At 46.1% G+C, this 19,630-nt stretch carries 15 protein-coding genes; 8 read left to right on the top strand and 7 right to left on the bottom strand.

What is annotated here, in order from left to right; genetic code table 11:
• Both cbiT and QUA01_RS16145 read left to right on the top strand, forming a co-directional pair.
• Positions 1-594 (top strand): precorrin-6Y C5,15-methyltransferase subunit CbiT, encoded by a 594-nt coding sequence (gene cbiT / locus QUA01_RS16140; protein ID WP_194012222.1) that lies wholly within the window; start codon positions 1-3, stop codon positions 592-594.
• Between the two features lie 501 nt (positions 595-1,095).
• Positions 1,096-2,013 (top strand): phosphatidate cytidylyltransferase, encoded by a 918-nt coding sequence (locus tag QUA01_RS16145; protein ID WP_333090714.1) that lies wholly within the window; start codon positions 1,096-1,098, stop codon positions 2,011-2,013.
• 177 nt (positions 2,014-2,190) lie between these two features.
• Here QUA01_RS16145 and QUA01_RS16150 read toward each other — a convergent pair whose 3' ends face one another.
• A complete protein-coding gene (locus QUA01_RS16150) occupies positions 2,191-2,982 on the bottom strand; it encodes an LmeA family phospholipid-binding protein (protein ID WP_333090716.1) in 792 nt (263 codons plus the stop codon).
• Positions 2,983-3,412: 430 nt separating this feature from the next.
• Here QUA01_RS16150 and QUA01_RS16155 point away from each other — a divergent pair, with 430 nt between their 5' ends.
• Together QUA01_RS16155 and QUA01_RS16160 are read left to right on the top strand one after the other, a co-directional pair.
• Positions 3,413-4,207: a pseudouridine synthase gene (locus QUA01_RS16155; RefSeq protein ID WP_333090750.1), complete on the top strand. Its 795-nt coding sequence runs from the start codon at positions 3,413-3,415 to the stop codon at positions 4,205-4,207.
• The gene (locus QUA01_RS16160) at positions 4,204-5,085 is read left to right on the top strand and encodes a helix-turn-helix domain-containing protein (protein ID WP_333090717.1); all 882 of its coding nucleotides are present in this window, start codon (positions 4,204-4,206) and stop codon (positions 5,083-5,085) included. Before QUA01_RS16155 ends, QUA01_RS16160 begins: the two co-directional genes overlap by 4 nt.
• Positions 5,086-5,435: 350 nt before the next feature.
• Here QUA01_RS16160 and malQ read toward each other — a convergent pair whose 3' ends face one another.
• From malQ to QUA01_RS16180, 4 genes are all read right to left on the bottom strand, one after another.
• Positions 5,436-6,944 (bottom strand): 4-alpha-glucanotransferase, encoded by a 1,509-nt coding sequence (gene malQ / locus QUA01_RS16165; protein WP_333090719.1) that lies wholly within the window; start codon positions 6,942-6,944, stop codon positions 5,436-5,438.
• An 894-nt stretch (positions 6,945-7,838) separates the two neighbouring features.
• Positions 7,839-7,964 carry a photosystem II protein Y gene (locus QUA01_RS16170; protein WP_194070524.1) on the bottom strand — a complete coding sequence of 42 codons (126 nt, stop codon included), beginning with the start codon at positions 7,962-7,964 and terminating at the stop codon, positions 7,839-7,841.
• A 198-nt stretch (positions 7,965-8,162) separates the two neighbouring features.
• Positions 8,163-8,921 carry a MinD/ParA family ATP-binding protein gene (locus tag QUA01_RS16175; protein WP_333090720.1) on the bottom strand — a complete coding sequence of 253 codons (759 nt, stop codon included), beginning with the start codon at positions 8,919-8,921 and terminating at the stop codon, positions 8,163-8,165.
• A gap of 741 nt (positions 8,922-9,662) precedes the next feature.
• Positions 9,663-11,462 carry a CHASE2 domain-containing protein gene (locus QUA01_RS16180; protein ID WP_333090722.1) on the bottom strand — a complete coding sequence of 600 codons (1,800 nt, stop codon included), beginning with the start codon at positions 11,460-11,462 and terminating at the stop codon, positions 9,663-9,665.
• A gap of 345 nt (positions 11,463-11,807) precedes the next feature.
• On the opposite strand from QUA01_RS16180, the gene QUA01_RS16185 reads away from it, so the two are divergent.
• The 4 genes from QUA01_RS16185 (at position 11,808) to QUA01_RS16200 (ending at position 15,585) form a co-directional block, all read left to right on the top strand.
• On the top strand, positions 11,808-12,548 hold the full coding sequence (locus tag QUA01_RS16185) for a DUF928 domain-containing protein (RefSeq protein WP_333090723.1): 741 nt from the start codon (positions 11,808-11,810) through the stop codon (positions 12,546-12,548).
• A gap of 417 nt (positions 12,549-12,965) precedes the next feature.
• Positions 12,966-13,760 carry an HAD family hydrolase gene (locus QUA01_RS16190; protein ID WP_333090724.1) on the top strand — a complete coding sequence of 265 codons (795 nt, stop codon included), beginning with the start codon at positions 12,966-12,968 and terminating at the stop codon, positions 13,758-13,760.
• 361 nt (positions 13,761-14,121) lie between these two features.
• Positions 14,122-15,339 carry a DNA double-strand break repair nuclease NurA gene (locus QUA01_RS16195; protein WP_333090726.1) on the top strand — a complete coding sequence of 406 codons (1,218 nt, stop codon included), beginning with the start codon at positions 14,122-14,124 and terminating at the stop codon, positions 15,337-15,339.
• A gap of 27 nt (positions 15,340-15,366) precedes the next feature.
• Positions 15,367-15,585 carry a hypothetical protein gene (locus QUA01_RS16200; protein WP_333090727.1) on the top strand — a complete coding sequence of 73 codons (219 nt, stop codon included), beginning with the start codon at positions 15,367-15,369 and terminating at the stop codon, positions 15,583-15,585.
• Between the two features lie 380 nt (positions 15,586-15,965).
• Here QUA01_RS16200 and QUA01_RS16205 read toward each other — a convergent pair whose 3' ends face one another.
• A complete protein-coding gene (locus QUA01_RS16205) occupies positions 15,966-18,011 on the bottom strand; it encodes an ABC transporter ATP-binding protein (protein ID WP_333090729.1) in 2,046 nt (681 codons plus the stop codon).
• Positions 18,012-18,300: 289 nt separating this feature from the next.
• The gene (locus QUA01_RS16210; RefSeq protein WP_333090731.1) at positions 18,301-19,623 is read right to left on the bottom strand and encodes a tetratricopeptide repeat protein; all 1,323 of its coding nucleotides are present in this window, start codon (positions 19,621-19,623) and stop codon (positions 18,301-18,303) included.
• Between the last annotated feature and the right edge of the window lie 7 nt (positions 19,624-19,630).

The following is a 19,630-nucleotide window of genomic DNA, read 5'->3' on the forward strand; positions in this document are numbered from 1 at the left end:
ATGCTTTGGCCCTACGTGACTCCTGGTATTCCCGATGACTTATTTGAACGTTTACCGGGAATTCCCATGAGTAAGCGAGAAGTCCGACTGCTGTTACTCTCCTACCTGCGACTGCAAGCAGATTCAGTAGTGTGGGACATTGGTGCAGGTACTGGTACAATTGCTGTAGAAACAGGTTTGCTTTGTCCCAAAGGTCGGATTATCGCCGTCGAAAGGGACGAAGAAGTAGCCAGCTTAATTCGCAGAAATTGCGATCGATTCGAGCTCGACAACGTAGAAGTCATAGAAGGCAGTGCCCCGGAATGCCTCGAAAATCTGCCCCAACCCCCCCACCGAGTCTGCATCGAAGGAGGTCGCCCGATTAAAATGATTCTCAAGGAAGTCTGGCGGTACTTGCAGCCCCGCGGTCGAGTTGTCGCCACAGCATCGAATTTAGAAAATCTTTACGCCCTTTCCGAAAGCTTCGCCGAGTTGCAAGTCCGCAACATCGAAGTAGTCCAATCCGCCGTCAACCGTTTAGAAACTCGCGGCCTGAGTCAAACCTTTGCCGCCGTCAATCCCATTTTCATTCTCAGTGGCGAAAAGCTGGATTAGAAGTCAGTTGACTGTTGACTGTTGACTGTTAACCTGGTTCCTCGGCAGAGCCTGGAATACATACCCAATGCCCAATGCCCCATTCCCGATGCCCCATTCCCGATGCCCCATTCCCGATGCCCCATTCCCGATGCCCCATTCCCATTCCTAAATGTAATTCTTAACCTTTTTTAAGTTCGCTTAACGTTCATACTAAGAATGAGGGCGAGCATAGTTGGATTGACCGCCTGAGTTGAGATTTTGGAAGATTGATTGGGGATGGGGGTTGCCCGTGCAAGGGAGGAAGCCGTACCTTAACAATTCTTGCATCGCAGCATTTTTGCATTTTTGCATCGAATCACAGCCCAAAGACGGATACCGCGGCACGTACAATCGTCGCTCACCCAAATTTGGACTGAGGTTCAATGTCCCAGATTTATCTGCCCTTGTAAATCTCAAATCTCAAATCTCAAATCCAAAATTGATCGACCGATTTACCATCTGCTATGAGAAATTCATTTTATGCCTTGGTCCCGTATTTTTAGTGGAATAGTTGCGATCGCCCTAGCTTTGGGAATGATTATTATGGGGGGATGGTACTTCACCCTCGGTTTTGGAGTCATCGTCTACCTCGGTCAATTGGAATATTTTCAGTTAGCCCGGGCTAAAGGCATTGCACCTGCAGCCAAAACTACCTTAGCTGTCAGTCAAGGCCTGCTCATTACTGCCGCCCTGGCCCCCCAACTCGTAGACGCGATGTTTCCCCTCGCCGGAACCTTAATCTGTTTTTACCTGTTATTCCAACCTAAATTATCCACGATCGCCGATATTGCTACCTCAATTTTAGGATTGTTCTACGGCGGTTATTTACCTAGCTACTGGGTACGGCTGCGAGTCGGTTTCGACCAGGCAAATATTGCTACAACCCAATTTTCGCAAACAGTAGCCAGCAATGCGCCCGTTAACATTCACCCGTCCCTGTCTTGGACAAGTCACAGCAACCTATCTTTAGGATTGACTTCGCTGATGCTGGCTTTCTTCTGCATCTGGGCCGCTGACATTGGGGCTTATTTTGTCGGCAAATTCTTCGGCCGCACTAGCCTCTCCCACATCAGCCCCAAAAAAACCGTTGAAGGTGCTGTATTTGGCGTTTGCGGCAGCATCGCCGTGGCCGTCGCCGGGTCTTGGTATTTACAATGGCCTGGGTGGCCCTATACTGGGGCTATTTTTGGTTTGTTGATTGGGGTTGCTAGTTTGTTGGGAGATTTAACTGAGTCGATGATGAAGCGAGACGCGGGGGTTAAGGATTCGGGACAATTGATCCCCGGTCACGGCGGCATTCTCGATCGCACTGACAGTTATGTTTTTACCGCACCCTTAGTCTACTATTTTGTGACTTTGCTGTTACCGGCGATCGACTCTTTTTTAATTAATCGGTAATTGGGAATTGGGAATTGGGCATTGGGCATTGGGGATTGGGGATTGGGGATTGGGGATTGGGCATTGGGCATTGGGCATTGGGCATTGGGGTATGTATTCCAGGCTCTGCCGAGGAATCAGGTTAAAGTTAACAGTCAACAGTCAACAGTTAACAGTCAACAGTCAACAGTTAACTAACTAAGGCAAAACTCTAATTCCACCCCGACAAACCATCTCCCCCGGACTCAAAATCAACTCATCAATTGCAACTTCCTGTCCGAAATCAATTTTAAAATCATTGAAATCACTACTCTTTAATTCTCCATCGATTTCTATTTCTGGTGCTTCAAACATCAATTCGCTACCGCTGACAATCCGCAAACCAGTCCGCAATACCAAAGGAATTTTGCTACCGCCAGCGCGCAAAATTGTCGCCGAAAGCGTCAACTTCCCCGCCTCAATTTTTATCTGAGAATCTTGCAATTTCAGAGATTTTTCGCTATCTGTCAGCGGTAACATTGGCAGCAAAAATTCGCTCAAAGCATCAGCCAGCAAAGGTGCTTTCAGCGACGCATTCAAATCCGCTTGAGCGAGCCTCAAAACGCCCGTGACGGGAACGGATTCGAGCAGGCGCAGCGGCTTGCCTTTGAGAGCTTGACCGAGGTTGGTGCGAATGCCACAGCCCTCTATAGCAACTTCTGTTAGATGTAATCCTTTATACACAGCACCGCTGGCGGCCGCCGTTACTTTGGGGATCGCACCGCTGAAGATTTGTCGATCGCTCCCCTCAATTTTCACCTTCAACTCGTCAACCTGCTGAACTTGCGATCGCAGCCACAACTGCACCGCCGGAGACAGCACCGAACTCGCGATCCGGCTGCCTCTACCAGGCGGTGGTGTTCCTTGTCCCTCGGCGAGATTAGCAGTTCCATCAGAGCTAGCAGCGCCAGATTGATTGTCAAATTGAAGTGAGTTGCGATCGACAGTCATAAACCATTAAAAAATATAAGCCTTAATATTCAAGCACAGAACTTTAACTGGGACTCGCATCCAGCCTTACAAACCCAGTTTGTGCGATCCCAAGGCAAATTTGGCGATCGAGCGTATAAATTTAACCGGATGTACGGGATTTATGGTAGTGTTGATTATCGTCTAGTCAGACCCACACCTCTCAAATTAACAGCAAACTAACGGCGGGGCGATAGCTTGCCACGAGTCTTTCCCTCGTAGTTTTTGCCAAAAAAGATTCAGGGTTATCTTATCGGGACAATCTACACCGGGCGCAACGCCCTGTAAGGATTGCCCACCATAAAAATTTATTCCGACTAGGAATTCAACATTGGTAGTAAGGTTAAATCCATTAACCCTATTGTATTTCCTCCCCCAACGCTCCTGTGTTGGCGGTTCCCACACTCCCGTCATGTCTGATGAAAGGCTGCAAAAAATTCTCGCCCAGTGGGGCATTGCCTCTCGCCGTCTGGCAGAACAGATGATTGTCGCTGGACGAGTCCGAGTTAATGGCAATATTGCTCGCTTAGGACAAAAAGCAAATCCCGATCGCGATTTGATTGAAGTCGATGGAGTGCCAGTGAAACCAACGGATCGACCCGCTTGTGTCTATCTGTTGCTCAATAAACCAGCAGGCGTAGTTTCTACTTGCCGCGATCCCAGAGCCCGATCGAAAGTTCTCGACTTATTACCACCAAAATTGCGCTATGGTCAAGGCATTCATCCCGTAGGACGCTTAGATGCAGATTCCACAGGCGCTCTCTTGCTCACCAATAATGGTAAGCTGACATTTTGTTTGACCCATCCGCGTCACTCGATCGCCAAAACTTATCAGGTTTGGGTACGGGGCGATCCCCCGGAAACCATACTGCAAGCGTGGCGTCAGGGCATCATTCTGTCCGGTAGAAAGACTTTGCCCGCAAAAGTGAGAATTCTCGATCGCGCCGGAGACCAAACTCTGTTAGAAATCATTCTATCAGAAGGGAGAAACCGACAGATTCGGCGTATTGCCGAGCAGTTGGGATATCCCGTGGTACGCCTGCACCGCACAGCCATTGGCCCGATTCTATTGCAGCAGCCTGGTTCGCCAATATTGCCACCGGGCTGCTACCGCCCCCTAGAAGATGCAGAAATTATTTTTTTATGGAATCTAGTCAACCTAACATCAATAAGCGTGCCAGCAAATCTCGAGGAGCACAGCATATGACAAAGAATTTATTGTTTTTATTCTTCAAAACAACTAAGCAAAAACTGCACCCCCAAGAACCCGAACCACCTCAAAATAAGCTAGCGGAAATAGGAGCTCAACTCCGGCAGTGCCGCGAACAGCATTCGATTTCTTTGGACAAAGTAGCCGTGGTAACAATGATTCGCCGAAATCTCCTGCAAGCCATCGAGGAGGGTCAACTCGACCAACTCCCCGAACCGGTCTACACTCAAGGTTTGATCAAGCGCTACGCCGAAGCAATGGGTTTGGATGCCAATCAGTTTGCGGACTTTTTCCCGATTGAACCGCCAGCGCGATCGAGCACCAAGCTATCCTGGCAAGATGGGCCTCAATTGCGCCCAATGCACCTCTACATCTTTTACACATTTCTAATTATCTGTTCAGTCAACGGCTTATCTCACTTGATGGGCAATTCTGCGACAGGCAAAAAAGATGCCACAGCCGAAGAACTAGCCCTCGGGAAGCAAGAACAAGCTCGTTTAGCAGCCTCAGCATCGAGCGCCTCAAAAAAACAGAAACCCAATAGTTACGAGGCTGTCGAAGCAGCAAGAACCGGTCAAAATCCCAATAAATCTAGCAACAAACCAGTGATGGTTAGCCTCACTTTTAAGGCAGATTCCTGGATGCAGATTGAAGTCGATGGCAAAACAGAATTTGAGGGAATTTTGCCGACCGGGACTGTACAAACCTGGGAAGCCGATCGCAAATTGGTAATTGTAGCTGGTAACGCCGGCGGGGTAATGATTGCTGTGAATAACGGACAACCAGAACTAATCGGAAACCCCGGAGTCGCCAAACAACTTATTTTTAAAGCAGACGAACTCAAGCCTTCAGCCGATTCCAAAAATCAAGGTTAATCGGAAAAAGGCAATCGGAAATAGTTAATAACTAGCCGTCGATAAGTTTTAGTGACATCTCCTTCTTTATTGACTCCTATCATCCGCGATCGATTAACCGCACTCGCTCTTAATTAGGTTAGTAGTGCGTCCTAGCTTCCGTAACATGAAAGCGGAAGCTAGGACGCACTACTAACCATTTTTGTTACGGGTAATATCGTTTCCGATAGCATCGGAATAGTAAATTAACGATTAACTGTTAACAGTTAACCGTTAACAGTTAATCGTTAACATCATGTATGAGTGCAACCGGAATTGATATAATTGACCGGACACGAGCAGATTACCAATTACCAATTACCCATTTTTGTTCAATTTTTATTAGGAGTGCGCCCGGTGATGTAAGTCATGTTTTTTAGCCGATCGCGCACCTCCCAATTCAAAGCTTCGCGCCGATACCGCCAGCCCCAATTTCCGTCTGCTTTCCCCGGAAAATTCATCCGCGCATCAGTAGCCAAACCCAACAAATCTTGAAACGGCACAACTGCCAAATTAGCAACCGAAGTCCAACCCATGCGAATTAAAGACCAGTGAATTCCTTGGGGATCGATACAGCCCAAATAACGAAAAACCTCATCTCTTTCGTACTGTTGCAGTTGATTGAACCAGCCGACAGTCGTGTCGTTGTCGTGGGTGCCCGTGTACACTACACAGTTGCGATCGTAATTAAAAGGCCAAAAAGGATCTTCCGGGCCCGCGCCGAAAGCAAACTGCAAAATCTTCATACCCGGAAACTCGAACCGATCGCGCAAAGCCTCTACTTCAGGAGTAATTACCCCCAAATCTTCAGCAATAATCGGCAAGTTCCCAAACTTTTCATTAATTACTTCAAACAAAGCCGTTCCCGGCGCCTTAATCCACTTTCCCTCCATCGCAGTATGCTGCCCGCGCTTCACCGCCCAGTAAGCGTCAAATCCTCGGAAGTGGTCGATCCGGCTCACATCTACATAATCGAAAAGCGCTTCAAAACGCTGCACCCACCACTCAAAATTATTTGCTTGCAGCGCCTCCCAATTGTAGACTGGATTGCCCCACAATTGACCTGTGGCACTGAAGTAATCCGGCGGAACACCCGCCATTAAAGCTGGTTCTCCGCTTGCTTCATCCAAACAGAATAAGTGGGGATTTGACCACACATCCGCGCTATCGTGAGCTACATAAATCGGAATGTCGCCAATAATTTTAATTTCGCGCAGGTTCGCATAGCGTTTCAACTCTGTCCACTGGCGGAAAAACTCGAACTGGACGTATTTGTAGTAATAAATCTCAGTATTTAGCTGCTGCCGCCACTTGTCTAGCGCCTCCGGTTTGCGTCGGGCAATTTCTGGTTCCCAAGTGTGCCAGCTAGCTCCGTTGAAGCTATCTTTTAGTGCCATAAATAAGGCATAATCTTCCAGCCAAAACGCTTTGGTTTGGCAAAAACCCGAGAATTCTTTTTGCTGCACCGGCGATGCTTTCGCTTTGAAGTTTTCGCAGGCTTTTTTGAGCAGAGGCATTTTGTGCGCGATCGCCCGATCGAATTCTACAGTATCCAGCGCAAATTCCGGCAAACTATCTAAATCTTCATCGCTGAGCAATTGCTCGTCCCGCATAATTTCCGGGCTCAGCATCATCGGATTTCCTGCCATTGCTGAATAGCACGAATAAGGAGAATTGCCGTAACCAGTAGGGCCCAGCGGCAATATCTGCCAGTATTGCTGGTCGCTTTCCACTAAAAAGTCAATAAACTTATATGCTTCTATGCCCATGTCCCCAATGCCGAATCGGCTGGGAAAAGATGTTGGGTGGAGTAAAATGCCGCTCGATCGGGGAAAAAGCATAATCTATCCTTAGATATAGGAGTTAAACGTTGACAATTTGACAGATATTCCCTATTGGTTAAACTTCGCAGTTTTTAGGGATCTTTTCAGCGCAAATACTTTGGCGATTGTCTCATATTTTTTGCCGGAACGTACTTGCTAAATATTTGTATGGCCATCTCATCACAACTGCTGAGTACAGCCAAAAACATCAAGCTCTTCACTTACGCCCTCGCCCCAATAGATTAATTCCAAACAACCTCTAAAGAGCAGGCTCTATGCGCCCGATCCACAAGAATTATGGGATTCGTCTAATATAGACAATTGGTTTCTCTGACCCGGTAGCGCTTGCTACTAACTATTTGAGCACTTACGCACGGGTGCGTCGAAACAGGGTTTTTTCTATGCGCCTCATTCGCACTCACCCACAGAACGAGTAAAAAAACCCGGCTTCTAGGTGTGTGGGTGCGTCCGGGACTGTATTTTTGTGCGATCGCACCCGGTTTCTGCACAAGTCCTGAATATAACTGTTGTTTGACTTGCACAAACTCTCTCTAGAGTCGTAAATTGCCCTTCAGGTCAAAAATCAAACAAATTCCCAAACATGAAGCAACTGCCGTTAACCCCTGCTCCAAACCACGATCGCAATCCAGTAAGTCATATCATGTCCGGTAGATTACCATCACAAAAACAGTTCGCGCGTGTGTCCCCGAGTCCGCTCTTATGCAGGCTCTGACTGACGCACGCGCGATCCAATCTGAGATATGTCAATCTACCGGACACGATATCATTCGCCAATCGCCCTCCGCCAATCGCATCAGCCATCGCTCTTGTTGAGCCAAGGCACAAAGAGACCGACTGTTTTTGTATCTCAAGAAACAGTCGGCTGCGAAATTACCAGTGAAAATGCTGAGTTTAAGTTTGCTTGTTCAACAATTTCTGCGCTTGTTTGAGAGCTATAGCGCCGACGTTGTAAGCAGCCCAGCCGCCTGCCAACAAGACGGGCATCAATACTATTAGTATGCGCCAATCAAATTCCATGAGTGCTCCTCCTAAAGTTTTTTAACAAATTCTCATAATCTATTTGTATCTCATTTTGTCGCCATTCTCCTTACTCTTCAAGCAAATATTGTCGCGAGTGAAAGTTTCTCCCCGGCACTCGCCGGCGCAATCGGGGACATCGTTTCGCAAGCATGGAGCTCGAAACTATTGCATCCGGGCCGACCACCGACACACCCATTATCCTACAATCTGTTTGGCAATCCCTTCCACCACCTTAGTTAAAGGGTCATTAGGGAATTGGAGTGCAAACACCCCCTTACTCGCTAGCAGCATCATTTTCTCGCTGTGGGGCAGCACCCCGCCAACTGGGATGTTGTAAATACTCTCTACTTGCTGCTTCAAATCCTCAAAATCCAGAGATTCTGGGGCTTTGTTGATCGTCATCAAAATCCTAGGAACTTCTAATTTGCGGGCCACATCTACCGTGACAGCCGTTCCCTGAAAATCTTGCTGATCCGGACGCAGAATTAGCAGCAAAATGTCGGAAATGGTGATGCTGAGCAGGGTTTCTTCGTTGAGCCCAGGGTGCGTGTCGATAAATAGGTAGTCTAAATTCAGAACGTCTATCAGTTCTTGAAAGCCGTCGGTAAGCAGTCCCACGTCGTAGCCTTCGCGCAAAACTCGCGCTATCTCCCCTGCTTTAATGCTCGAAGGAACGAGGAAGAGGTTGCCGTTATTCGCTAATTTTGGTATCAACTCACTCACATTGTAGGCCGTTTCGGCGATCGGACATCGGCCCCACAGGTAATCGTTCAGGGAGCGATCCATGTTGCTCTCGCTGAAACCGAACAGTACGTGAATCCCCGGCGATTGAATGTCTGTGTCTACAATGCCGACCCGATTTCCGTCGCGAGCGATAATAGATGCCAGGTTTGCAGTCGTGTTCGATTTGCCAGTGCCGCCCCGGTAAGAGTGAACAGAGATGATTTTGGACATGATACGCCTATTACAAAGATGGAACAATTATCTATTTAAGTCTAGTCATTTATTGACCTTGAAATTATTTATTATTTTATACTTGTATATAAACAGATTCAGAGCATCTCAGTTTGGCAAAAAGCATTTTTTTTGTGATATTGCGATCGTCCACACTCGCCTATTGTACTCGCGCGCGGGGAAGCTCGCACGCTCAACTGCCAAACTGAGATCCTCCCAACAGATTAATGATTTATATCCTATACAAATCGTGTGAGATCGTGTCCCCTCGACTAACCATAGTAAAATTAGTTCGTATAGTTCGTAGTGCGTCAATCAGCCTCCGCAACTTAAGAGCAGACTGAAGTACCCACTACGAACCGTTTTTGTTATGGTAATCGACCGAATATGATATGAACCGACGTTGCTGCTAAGCAACGAAAATTTAATAACTTAAATATCTGCCACACTCCTCTGTTTCCCAAAGCAGCGATGCAAAGAAAGGCTCTTCTTCGCCCCAGCAGCACGATCGGGATCTTCGACAGTAACAAGTAACGAGCGACAGTTATTTAATTATCATTTCGTTCGTAGTGGTGACTTCAGTCCCCACTACGAACCGTTTTTGTTATGGGAATCCATAGGACATGATATCCTTCGTAAATTTACCATCAATCAGACTCTATAAACTCAGGAATTAATGAGAGGTATAAACGGAAAAAAACAATGATTTGGATGCAACTTCAGATGCCGTCAAATAGTCTGTCAATCTTCCTTTTGGACAAAATCTTCTTTGTCTGTTAAACTCTCAATCTTTTCCTCTTTGATCTTCTTTTCAGCCGCACGGCGTTGCCGCATCTGTTTTGCCTTCGCTTGCAAATCGTTGAACTCTTCATCGGGTTTGGTTTCCCTTGAACTAGCGCCGTTTTCGGTATTGTTCACATCGGTTTTTGAGCCGCTTTCCGATGCAGTCACAGTTTTAGCCACAGTAGCGCGCTGCTTCTGCTGTTTGGCTTTTTTCTGCAACTGAGCTAAATATTCGTCTGGCTCACTTTCGGCCTTGGGAAGCTCTGCAGCACTTGCTGTTATTTCTGGCAGTTGGGAAGGTGCTGGTTGAGGGGTTTCTTTTTTGCTAACTCTCAGTTTCTCTTTCTTTTGCTGCAATTCTTTAAAGAAATCAGATTCTGTGATTTCTGCCACCTGCTGTTCTTTTTGGGCTTGGTCAATTTCGATTTTGAATACTTGTTTTACTCGATCGCTAATTACTTTCCCGTATCCGGCTTTATTAAATCTGTCTGCCGATACAATGCTAGCACCAGTTAGGATTAATCCTAAAACTGGCGCTGCCACCGGCACCCACCCTCCCAACAGAAAAATCCCAAAGCCACAACCGCCACACACCAACAGCAGTGCTCCAAATGTCCCCACCAACTGCGCTGGGTGAGCCATCCGCGATGCTACTGTTGCTCCCACAATTGACCATCCCGAAAGCCACAGAATTTCTGCCCATTCCGGCCAAAACCAAAACATCGGTTTGTTGTTTAAAACAGCACTCAAAATTTGGCTGACTACTTGTGCGTGTGCCACAATACCGGGCATGAATTGCTTGTCTTGCCGCCGCCCGCTGTAAGGAGTATAAAAGAAATCTTTAACGGTTTCTGTGGTGTAGCCGATCAATACTATTTTATCTTTAACTAAATTAGGGTCAACTTTCCCTTCTAAAATATCCGTAATTCTAACTTGGTTGGCGAGATTCTGCCGGGAACGATAGTTAATTAATATTTGATATCCCCTGACATCAGCATTGCTGTATCCTCCATCATTGCTTTCTAGTTTTTTGACTTGAGTTTTTCCTAGCCATAAAGATTGATCGGGTGCCAGTTGAGGATAAATTTTTTGTCTTTGCAAGTAGTTGAGTGCTAGCTGGAGGTTGAAGGAAGCTAAAACTTGAGAATTGTCATTGCAAAGATGTTTTTCTACCGTGGAGTTGCCCTCAATTTTTGGCGGTTTCATAAATAATAAAGCCCTCCGCAGTATGCCACCGGGATCGACTCCAAAATCTGCAAATCCCACCCGGTTTTCTGGTATCCCCGGCGGTGGCGGAGAACCGGGACTGTCTGGATTCCCGTCGGTGACTAAGCATACCCCGATTATTTTGTCGCTCTTTTGTAAAATTTTAGTTAGTTCGTCGCGCCCGTCTCCTAAAGGTACGTCTCGCAGTACATCTAAACCGATGACTGCAGGCTGCATTTTTTCCAGTTTTTGTAAGATTTCAGCTATTTTGCGATCGGATATCGGCCACTGTTTCAGTTTCTGAATGTCTGCTTCGGTAATTCCCACAACTAGCAAGCGCGAGTCCGGCTTTTCGTCGGGACGCCACCTCAGCATTTGGTCGTAAGCGCTTAATTCTAGCGGTTCGAGTATTCCTAGCTGTCTGACACCCATCAAGGATATTGTGACTGCCGCGCTGGCAATTAATACAGATTTAGCAAATGCTAGTGATGGTTTATACAGTTGACTCAATTGAGTTGCTGCCGATCGAATTTTATGAGATATTTTATTCATTTATTTCAGTATCCAAGTTTGAATCGTTTCACCGCACAGCAGTTGTTTCGCTGGCAGCCGCCGGCAGCGCATACTTCCTCCATCTTAGAAAATCCGGAAACTCCGACCGTTTTGTAACAAAAATTTACATTTTGCGGCGACAGAATGTGTATGCAATGATACTCGCGACCTCGACAGCCGGATTTTGGGGACGGACAATCGACTTGCCGATCGAATTAATTAATGTTATGGATGATATGTCAAGGTTAAAATTGTGTATCTGCGCCCTAGATCAACCGCTCAAAAATATTTGTCGCCATCAGCGAAAGCCTGTGTTTGCAATATTATAGTGAAAGGTACAAAAAAATGAAACGTTTTCAACATCTAGCTACACTGGGGATCGGCTTCGCTGCGATCGCACTTACCGTCCCCAGTTCCCTCGCAGGAATGCGGGCACAATCCCGGCCGATAGTGCTGAGTCAGAATGTTAATTTCAAGCCCCCCGATGTCACAGCCCCCGGCAGCCGACAAGGAGGGACGCATCGCGGCAGCAAGCTTTGTCCTGCGGGTTTATCGATTACTCCCTTAGTGCCTCCAACTAATATCGGTTTAACTCTCACAGAGTCTCCCACAATTTTTGTCTACGTTCCTAAAACCTCAGCAAAAATAGAGTTTACTTTGCTGACCGACAACGAAGAGAAAGTAGTCTACGAAAAAACATTTAAAACTGACAAATCCGGGATTGTGGGAGTTAGCGTTCCTGCTAGCAGCGATAACAAGAAATCCCTGGAAGTTGGCAAGCGATACGTATGGTCGTTTTCAATGGTATGCGACCCCGAAGATCGATCGGCAGATTTAATTGTTAAAGGATTCGTACAGCGCATAGAACCCCAGGGAACTCTTAAAAGCGATTTGGCAAATTCCGACCAAATGACTAAGCTCGACGTTTACGCTAAAAATGGGATTTGGTACGAAACTCTCGATACTTTAGCCCAAATGCGCCGTCAGACACCAGGGGATGCGAAGCTGACAGCCAAGTGGACGCAATTGTTGCAGTCCCAAGGACTTGAATCAGTGGCAACTCAACCGCTAGTTGGGCCTCTTTAAAACTCGCCATTTCTTAAATTTTTGTCCGTCTGCTGGTGGCGACGTGAAAAATGACTTTCTTTACCCGATCGCGCCCCAAGTCAAAAATACCGGGCGCGAGGGGGAGATGGAGAGATGGGGAGAGGGGGAGATTGGGAGAGGGGGAGATTGGGAGAGGATTTTTGATCGATCGTCGAAATCTACAATTTAAATGCACAACAGCTTACCAAACCTCTAGCACTCACCCACAAATTATGTAGAAATACATCTGCGTAAATCTCCGTTAATCTGTCTTAAATCTGCGGTTGACAGACTCCATCAAAAGCTTGTGCTACGCAACTTTTTCACAAGCCAAATTTGAGCAACTAATGACTGCCAAATGATTGCACCATCACCCAATCTAAAATCTAAAATCTAAAATCTAAAATCGACAGACTGATGACTAATAAATTTCCTACAATTCTAGCTCTTGATTTTGACGGTGTGATTTGTGACGGACTAATCGAATATTTCCAAACAGCTTGGCGTAGCTACTGTCAAATTTGGAAACCAGCCGAAACAGTCCCCGATCCAGATTTAGCTTTGAGTTTTTACCGAGTGCGACCCGCCATCGAAACCGGTTGGGAAATGCCCCTGCTGATCCGCGCGCTGCTGAGAGGAATCACCCCAGAGCAAATCTTGCTGGACTGGCCCAATATTGTCCCGCATTTATTGACCGAAAATAATTTAAAAGCCCAGTCTGTCAGTGCTATGTTAGATGGACTGCGCGATCGTTGGATTGCTGAGGATTTAGCTGGGTGGCTGTCTTTGCACCGCTTTTATCCAGGAGTAGCCGATCGCCTGCACTCGTTGCAAGAGAGTGCGGTCAAAGTGGCGATCGTCACTACCAAGGAAGGCCGTTTTGTGCGGGAACTTTTGCAGCTAGCGGGCGTACAAATGCCGTCAGAGTTGATTTTTGGCAAAGAATATAACAAGCCGAAACACCAAATTTTGCGGGAATTTTTGGCAGCTTCAGGCAAAGATGCGACTATTTGGTTTGTGGAAGACCGGTTAAAAACTTTGCTATCGGTGAAGCAGCAGCCGGATTTATCTCAGGTGAGGTTATTTTTGGCTGATTGGGGTTACAATACTTCGGCCGAACGGGAATCGGTGGCTCAAAATCCACCAGTTCAATTGCTTTCTCTGTCTCAGTTTGCCGGAGATTTTGCCGATTGGCTCCCCGACGAATATTGATGTTAGACTTGTTGGCAATTAGGTTTTTTTGTGTGAGCAGAGTCAAAAAAAAATTTGAAATTTTACACTTTTTTGGTTGACTTTTGCGGCGCTGGTATGGTATTTTTATATAATGGGATGGTTGCGTAAAAAATATTTTTGCATATATTTCCATTATAATATAAACATAACATAAACTTCCCAAAAAATCAAGGATACCGAAAAAAAAATCGATTTTTTTTTCTGACGAGCGTAATAAAATAGGTTCGATCGTTCGGAATACCAGTCCTTCTTTTCCAAGTTCTCCGCATCGGAATGCCAGTCCATCTTTTCCCAAGGACTTACATTCCGATGCGGAAAAGCAATCTGAGGCTTAAAACCAATGCTCGATTTAACTAAAGCGGCTAAGGCAATGCACGGAATGAGCCAACATTTGAATGTGGAAGCGGCTGCGGCTCGCCAACGCTTGGAAGTGGCTCAGAATTTACTAGCAAAGGCCGCAACTGGACAGGACAATTTGGTGGAATTGCAAGAAAGTTGGCGCGATCGCACTTTATTCAATGCTGCAACTCCGATCGAGCCTTTGGGCGATCGCACCTACATCACCGCACCCCCCGCCGCCCACACAGTATTTGCCACAGACGGCTCGCAAATATCGCCCAACCATCACGAAATCGCCTACTGCTACCTGCTAAACATCGGCACAGTCATGCTGCACTACGGCCAAAGCCGCCACCCAGTTTTAGATAGCGTGCCCGAGGTTTTCTACAAACCCGAAGACTTGTATGCTTCGCGACAGTGGGGAATTAGAACCGAAGAATGGATGGGATACCGGCGCGCAGTTTCCGAAGCAATTGCTTTGGCAGAAATGGGCTGCGATTGGGCAAAAGTTAACGACGATAAATTGCCCGCGCCAGCTTTAGCAATGGTAGACGGTTCCCTGATTTATTGGTTTTTGGAACAGTTACCCAGCGAAGCCCGCGATCTAATTTTGCAGCCAATTTTAGAAGCTTGGGACAAATTGCGCTTAGCAAAAATTCCCCTATTAGGATACTTAAGCGCTTCTCGCAGTAGCGAAACCTTATCTTTTTTGCGCTTTCAAGCTTGCACCCACGAAGTACCAGACTGCATGACAAACTGCCCGAACGTCGGATTTGCCGCCACAATTTCTTTCGCCGAAAAAGCACCTTGTCAAGTATTTGAACCCTTGCGCGATGCCATTTTGTGGGCAACAGTCCTCTCGCCCGGACAAAGAAGCCCCTTGTGGAAATCCCAAGCTCGAATTTTAGATTTATACGGCCTGAATACCGTCTATTTTTGTTACGTTCACGTCGGCACAGAAATTGCTAGAATAGAAGTACCGGAATGGGTAGCAGAAGATGCAGCACAGCTAGATTTAACCCTAGGAATGATGCTGGCTCAAGTACACAAAGGCGGTGGCTATCCCGTGACGCTGGCAGAAGCTCACAACCAAGCAGTTGTCACTGGGGGCGATCGAACTCGCTTTTTCGCTTTGTTAGAGCAGCAAATGATTAAAGCAGGCTTAAAAAATGTCGGAATTTCTTACAAGGAAACCCGGAAACGTGGCAGTATTGCTTAAATTTAAAATTAGAGTTAAAAATGTTATATGCCCCTAGAATTAATCATTTTAATTGCTTCCTTGCTTGTATCTTGGCTAGTATTTAATTGGGCTTTTAAAGTATTGAAAGCTAGCATCGGCACAGCGATTGCTTTAGCCGCAATTGTGCTGGTGATGCAGTTATTGTTTGGCATCGGGCCAAATCAACTTTTCCAACATATAACTCACTTGCCGGAAACCCTTGGGAAAATAATTTTTGGCAAGTGATTCGATTTGAGACTTGAAATTTTTGATTTGTTCTATAAGAAACTAAAATTTAATATAGCCTTTCTGTGTTCTCATATGAGGTACTATCCGGGATAGGGCATAGGCCAAACCGGGCATACCTCACTTGTTTGAGAACCCCTATAAATTAAATCTGCCACACTCCTCTCTCCAGAAGCTGAGGGATAAAGAGAGGCAGAGCCTCCGCACCTGCATTACCAGGCAGAGCCTGGTAACGAGCCAAATCTTCCCTCTTCCTTCTTCCCTCTTCCTTCTTCCCTCTTCCTTCTTCCTTCTTCCGACGGACTTACATCCGTTACATCCGTTACATCCGTTACATCCCGTACATTGCTCGTTGCCGAACTTCCTTCTTCCTTCAGATATTAACTTCCCAGCATTTGCAACTTGTACAAACTGGCATATAACCCTTCTTGCTGCAACAATTCTTCGTGGGTTCCAGACTCTACTAACTGTCCGCGTTTGAGCACCAAAATACGATCGACATTTCGGATAGTCGAGAGCCTGTGGGCAATGATTATAGCCGTTCTGTCCTCCATCAAACGCTCCAAAGCCTCTTGAATTAAAGCTTCTGTCCCCACATCCAAACTAGCAGTAGCCTCGTCTAGAACTAAAATATTGGGATTGCGAATCGCCGCGCGAGCAAACGCTAATAATTGCTTTTGTCCCCCCGAAAGATTCGTTCCCCGTTCCCGCAATTGCGTGTCATAACCTTGAGGTAACTGTTCGATTAAACGAGCAACATTAGTCTTTTCTGCTGCTGCTTCAATTTCCTCAATAGAGTAATTTTCTCCCAGGCTAATATTGCTCTTCACATCCCCAGCAAATAGAAAGCCATCTTGAATAATCACGCCTACGTGTCGGCGCAATTCTGCTTGAGGCAAATCGCGAATATCCACACCATCGATGAGAATGCGTCCTTGCGTCGGCTCGTAAAGGCGGCACAGGAGACGGATAATCGAACTTTTGCCCGCACCGGTGGGGCCCACCAATGCTACTTTTTCGCCGGATGCGATCGTAAAATTGAGGTTTTGCAGGACGTGTTCGTTATCTTTGTAGGCAAACCACACATTGTCAAATTGGATTTCTCCTGATGCGAATTCATTCGATTGTCGATGGTCGATTGTCGATGGTCGATTGTTGATTGATAGACGATATTCTGAAGTTTTGGGACTTGGATTAGTCTCTACCAATTCTGGCTCAGTTGAAGATAAGTTATAGGAAATTGTCTCAGGATGACCGGTAATTAACAGCGGCGAATAATATTCCCTTCTTCCCTTTTTCCTCTTTCCTCTTCCCTCTTCCCTCTTTCCTCTTCCTTCTTCCTTCTGCCCTCTTCCTTCTTCTGTCTGTACGATAGTTCGATCTTGAATTTCGATCGGTTCGTTAAGAATATCGCTAATCCTTTCGACAGCGGTAAATCCTGCTTGAATCGCGGTAAATTTCTCGGCAAATTGCCGCAACGGATCGAAGAGACGCTGAGCAAATAAAATAAATGCCGAGAGAGTACCAAAGTTAAGACTACCTTGCAGAACTTTTTCACCGCCCAGCCACAAAACGGCTCCAATTGCCACTAAAGCAATCCATTCCAATGTCGCAGATACCGCAGAGTCATAAAAGATTGTGGTGTCAACTGCTTTGATGTAGCGTTTGTTAGTGACTCTAAACAATTCTGAGTTGAATCTTTCGCGGCGGAATAGCTGCACTACGCCAATACCAGTCAGGTTTTCTTGCAGTTGGGCGTTAAGATCGGAAAGTTCTTCTCTGGTAGTGTAATTTGCTCGGCGATATTGGTTTTGAAAATAAACGATTAGTGCAGTAATTGGTATCATGATTGTCACCAACATTAAAGCTAGTTGCCACTGCATGGTAAACATGAAAATGGCAATTACTAAAATTGAAAATAAATCGCTGACAATCCCGATCGCCCCGCTCGAAAATACTTCTCCCAAAGCTTCGACATCGCTGGTAAGGCGCGTCATCAATTTACCGACAGGAGTGCGATCGAAAAATCTCACTGCTAGCGATGTGACGTGGGCGAACAAATCATTTCTAATATCAGTTGTAATTATTTGCCCTACTTTCGTGACTAAATAGCCTTGAACTGATTGCAGTCCCAATCTAAATGTTATAGTTAGCATCAGCAAAACTGCTAACACGTTTAATGCAGTAGATAAAGGCAATCCCCGCAAAAACTCATAGGTAGGTTCCGCTCGAATTACCGAAATTGCCTGTCCGATCAGAATCGGTTGAATTGCTCCTGAGACTGCTAGCGGTACTAATAGTGCGATCGAAATAATCAGCAAGCGTTTGCTGCGGGTTGCGTAAGATGCCAACCTCATGAATAACCGCCAGTCTGTTTCCTGGCCGGATTTGTTTTTGGTATCTGCTACTGGTGAGGAAATGGTCATTGATGGCAAAGACTGTAAAATAGATCTAACTAATAATTCTAACAAATAGAATCAATATCTTGCACAAATATCAGCAAACAGCAGTAAACAGTAGGTTGGGCCCTAGGAACGAATCCCAACCAAAATGTGGTGTTCTGGCGTTGCTGATTCACGGTATGAATCAAATTTTTGCGATATCACAAAGCTCACCATACTTAGCTTATAGCAATTGGGAAATCTTGAATTCATATTTGTATTCAGCAACGGCACATTACTAACCTTGCAATTTGTCATTGTTACCTGCTAACAACTACGAATTTCTTTGCAATTGCTTGTTGACCTTGAGAATCTTCTTAGCAAAATACTCTTTTCGGTGCCCCAATCTTTTCGCTACTTCCAACCCTTTTTGATAGGATTCCAAAGCTTTATCGTAAGCCTTCATTTCCTGATAAACTTGACCGATATTGTCGTAAGCATTCATCAATCCGTACCAATTGTAAGCCCGCTCTTCCAACAGCAACTGCATTTGATAAATCCGCAAAGTCGGCTCCCACTGCTTTTGCGCTCGGTAAAGCAATGCTAATTTGTCTAAAGCTTCGCTAGCCTGAGCGTACTGTTGAATGGGAACAGCTAAATTATAAGCTTCCTGATAGTATTGAGCTGCTAAGTTGATTTGACCTATACTTTGGTAATCGGTGGCGATCGCCATTTTTAGCGGCGGTATAGCGCTGGGGTTTTGCAGGTTAAGATACACGGATGCTAATTTTTCCCTGGCTGCGATCGCCTTTAGGGGCTGTTTCGACTGCTGGTAAACATAGGCCAACTGTCTCAAAGCATCCACCTCAGTTGGAGCAGTTACAGGCTGCGGCGGCGCGCCGTTTCCCGCCGATAAAACAGAATTTTGTACCCCAGCATTAGCCGCAAATAAAGCGCGGTTTTCCTGAATTAAACTTGCCAATTCCTCATACACGGGAGCAGCTTTTTCGTAACTGAGCCAATTAATGTGAATTAGCCCGATCGCCTTTAAAATCCGACCCTCAGCCAATATATCTTGGTTTTGGCGCGCATTTTCGAGAATTTGTCGGTAAACTTCTACAGTCGGGCCCTTAGCCCGCACCTGGCTAAAAGCCGCAGCCAAAGCCTGGAGCAAATCAAGATCGATCGGTACTTGCGATTTCAGTTGTTTGTAAATTGCTTCCAGCCGTTTAGTAATAAGCTGTAGTTCGATGTTTTTACTGCTACTCCAAGCAACACTTCCTACCCGACTCAAAGCAGCAATTTCCGCCGCCGCGCCCAGATACCTACGCAGCCGCAATTCTCGGAACCAAATATCAAAAGCACCAGCCCCATCTCCAGCTTGTAGTTTAGCCGCTGCTTCTAAGTTTAACTGTTCCAAAGCCGCTGTCAGTTCGTCCCGCTGACTGCTGCTCAAAGGCTCACTGGCGGGAGCTAGCGGATCGGGGGTGGTAATTTCTAGAGGATTAGGAGAAAATTGATCGAGGCCCGGTGGATTAGTTTGGGCGCTAGCAATAGAACCAGCACACAACCACAAAAAAAGCAAGCACCCAATTGGTACAGAATTTCTCATAAAAGAAATATGACTACCGCGATTCGGCATCTGGGCTCGAAACATCAAATTT

It is taken from the genome of Microcoleus sp. S36a_B3 (genome assembly GCF_036700745.1).
Lineage (GTDB): Bacteria > Cyanobacteriota > Cyanobacteriia > Cyanobacteriales > Microcoleaceae > Microcoleus.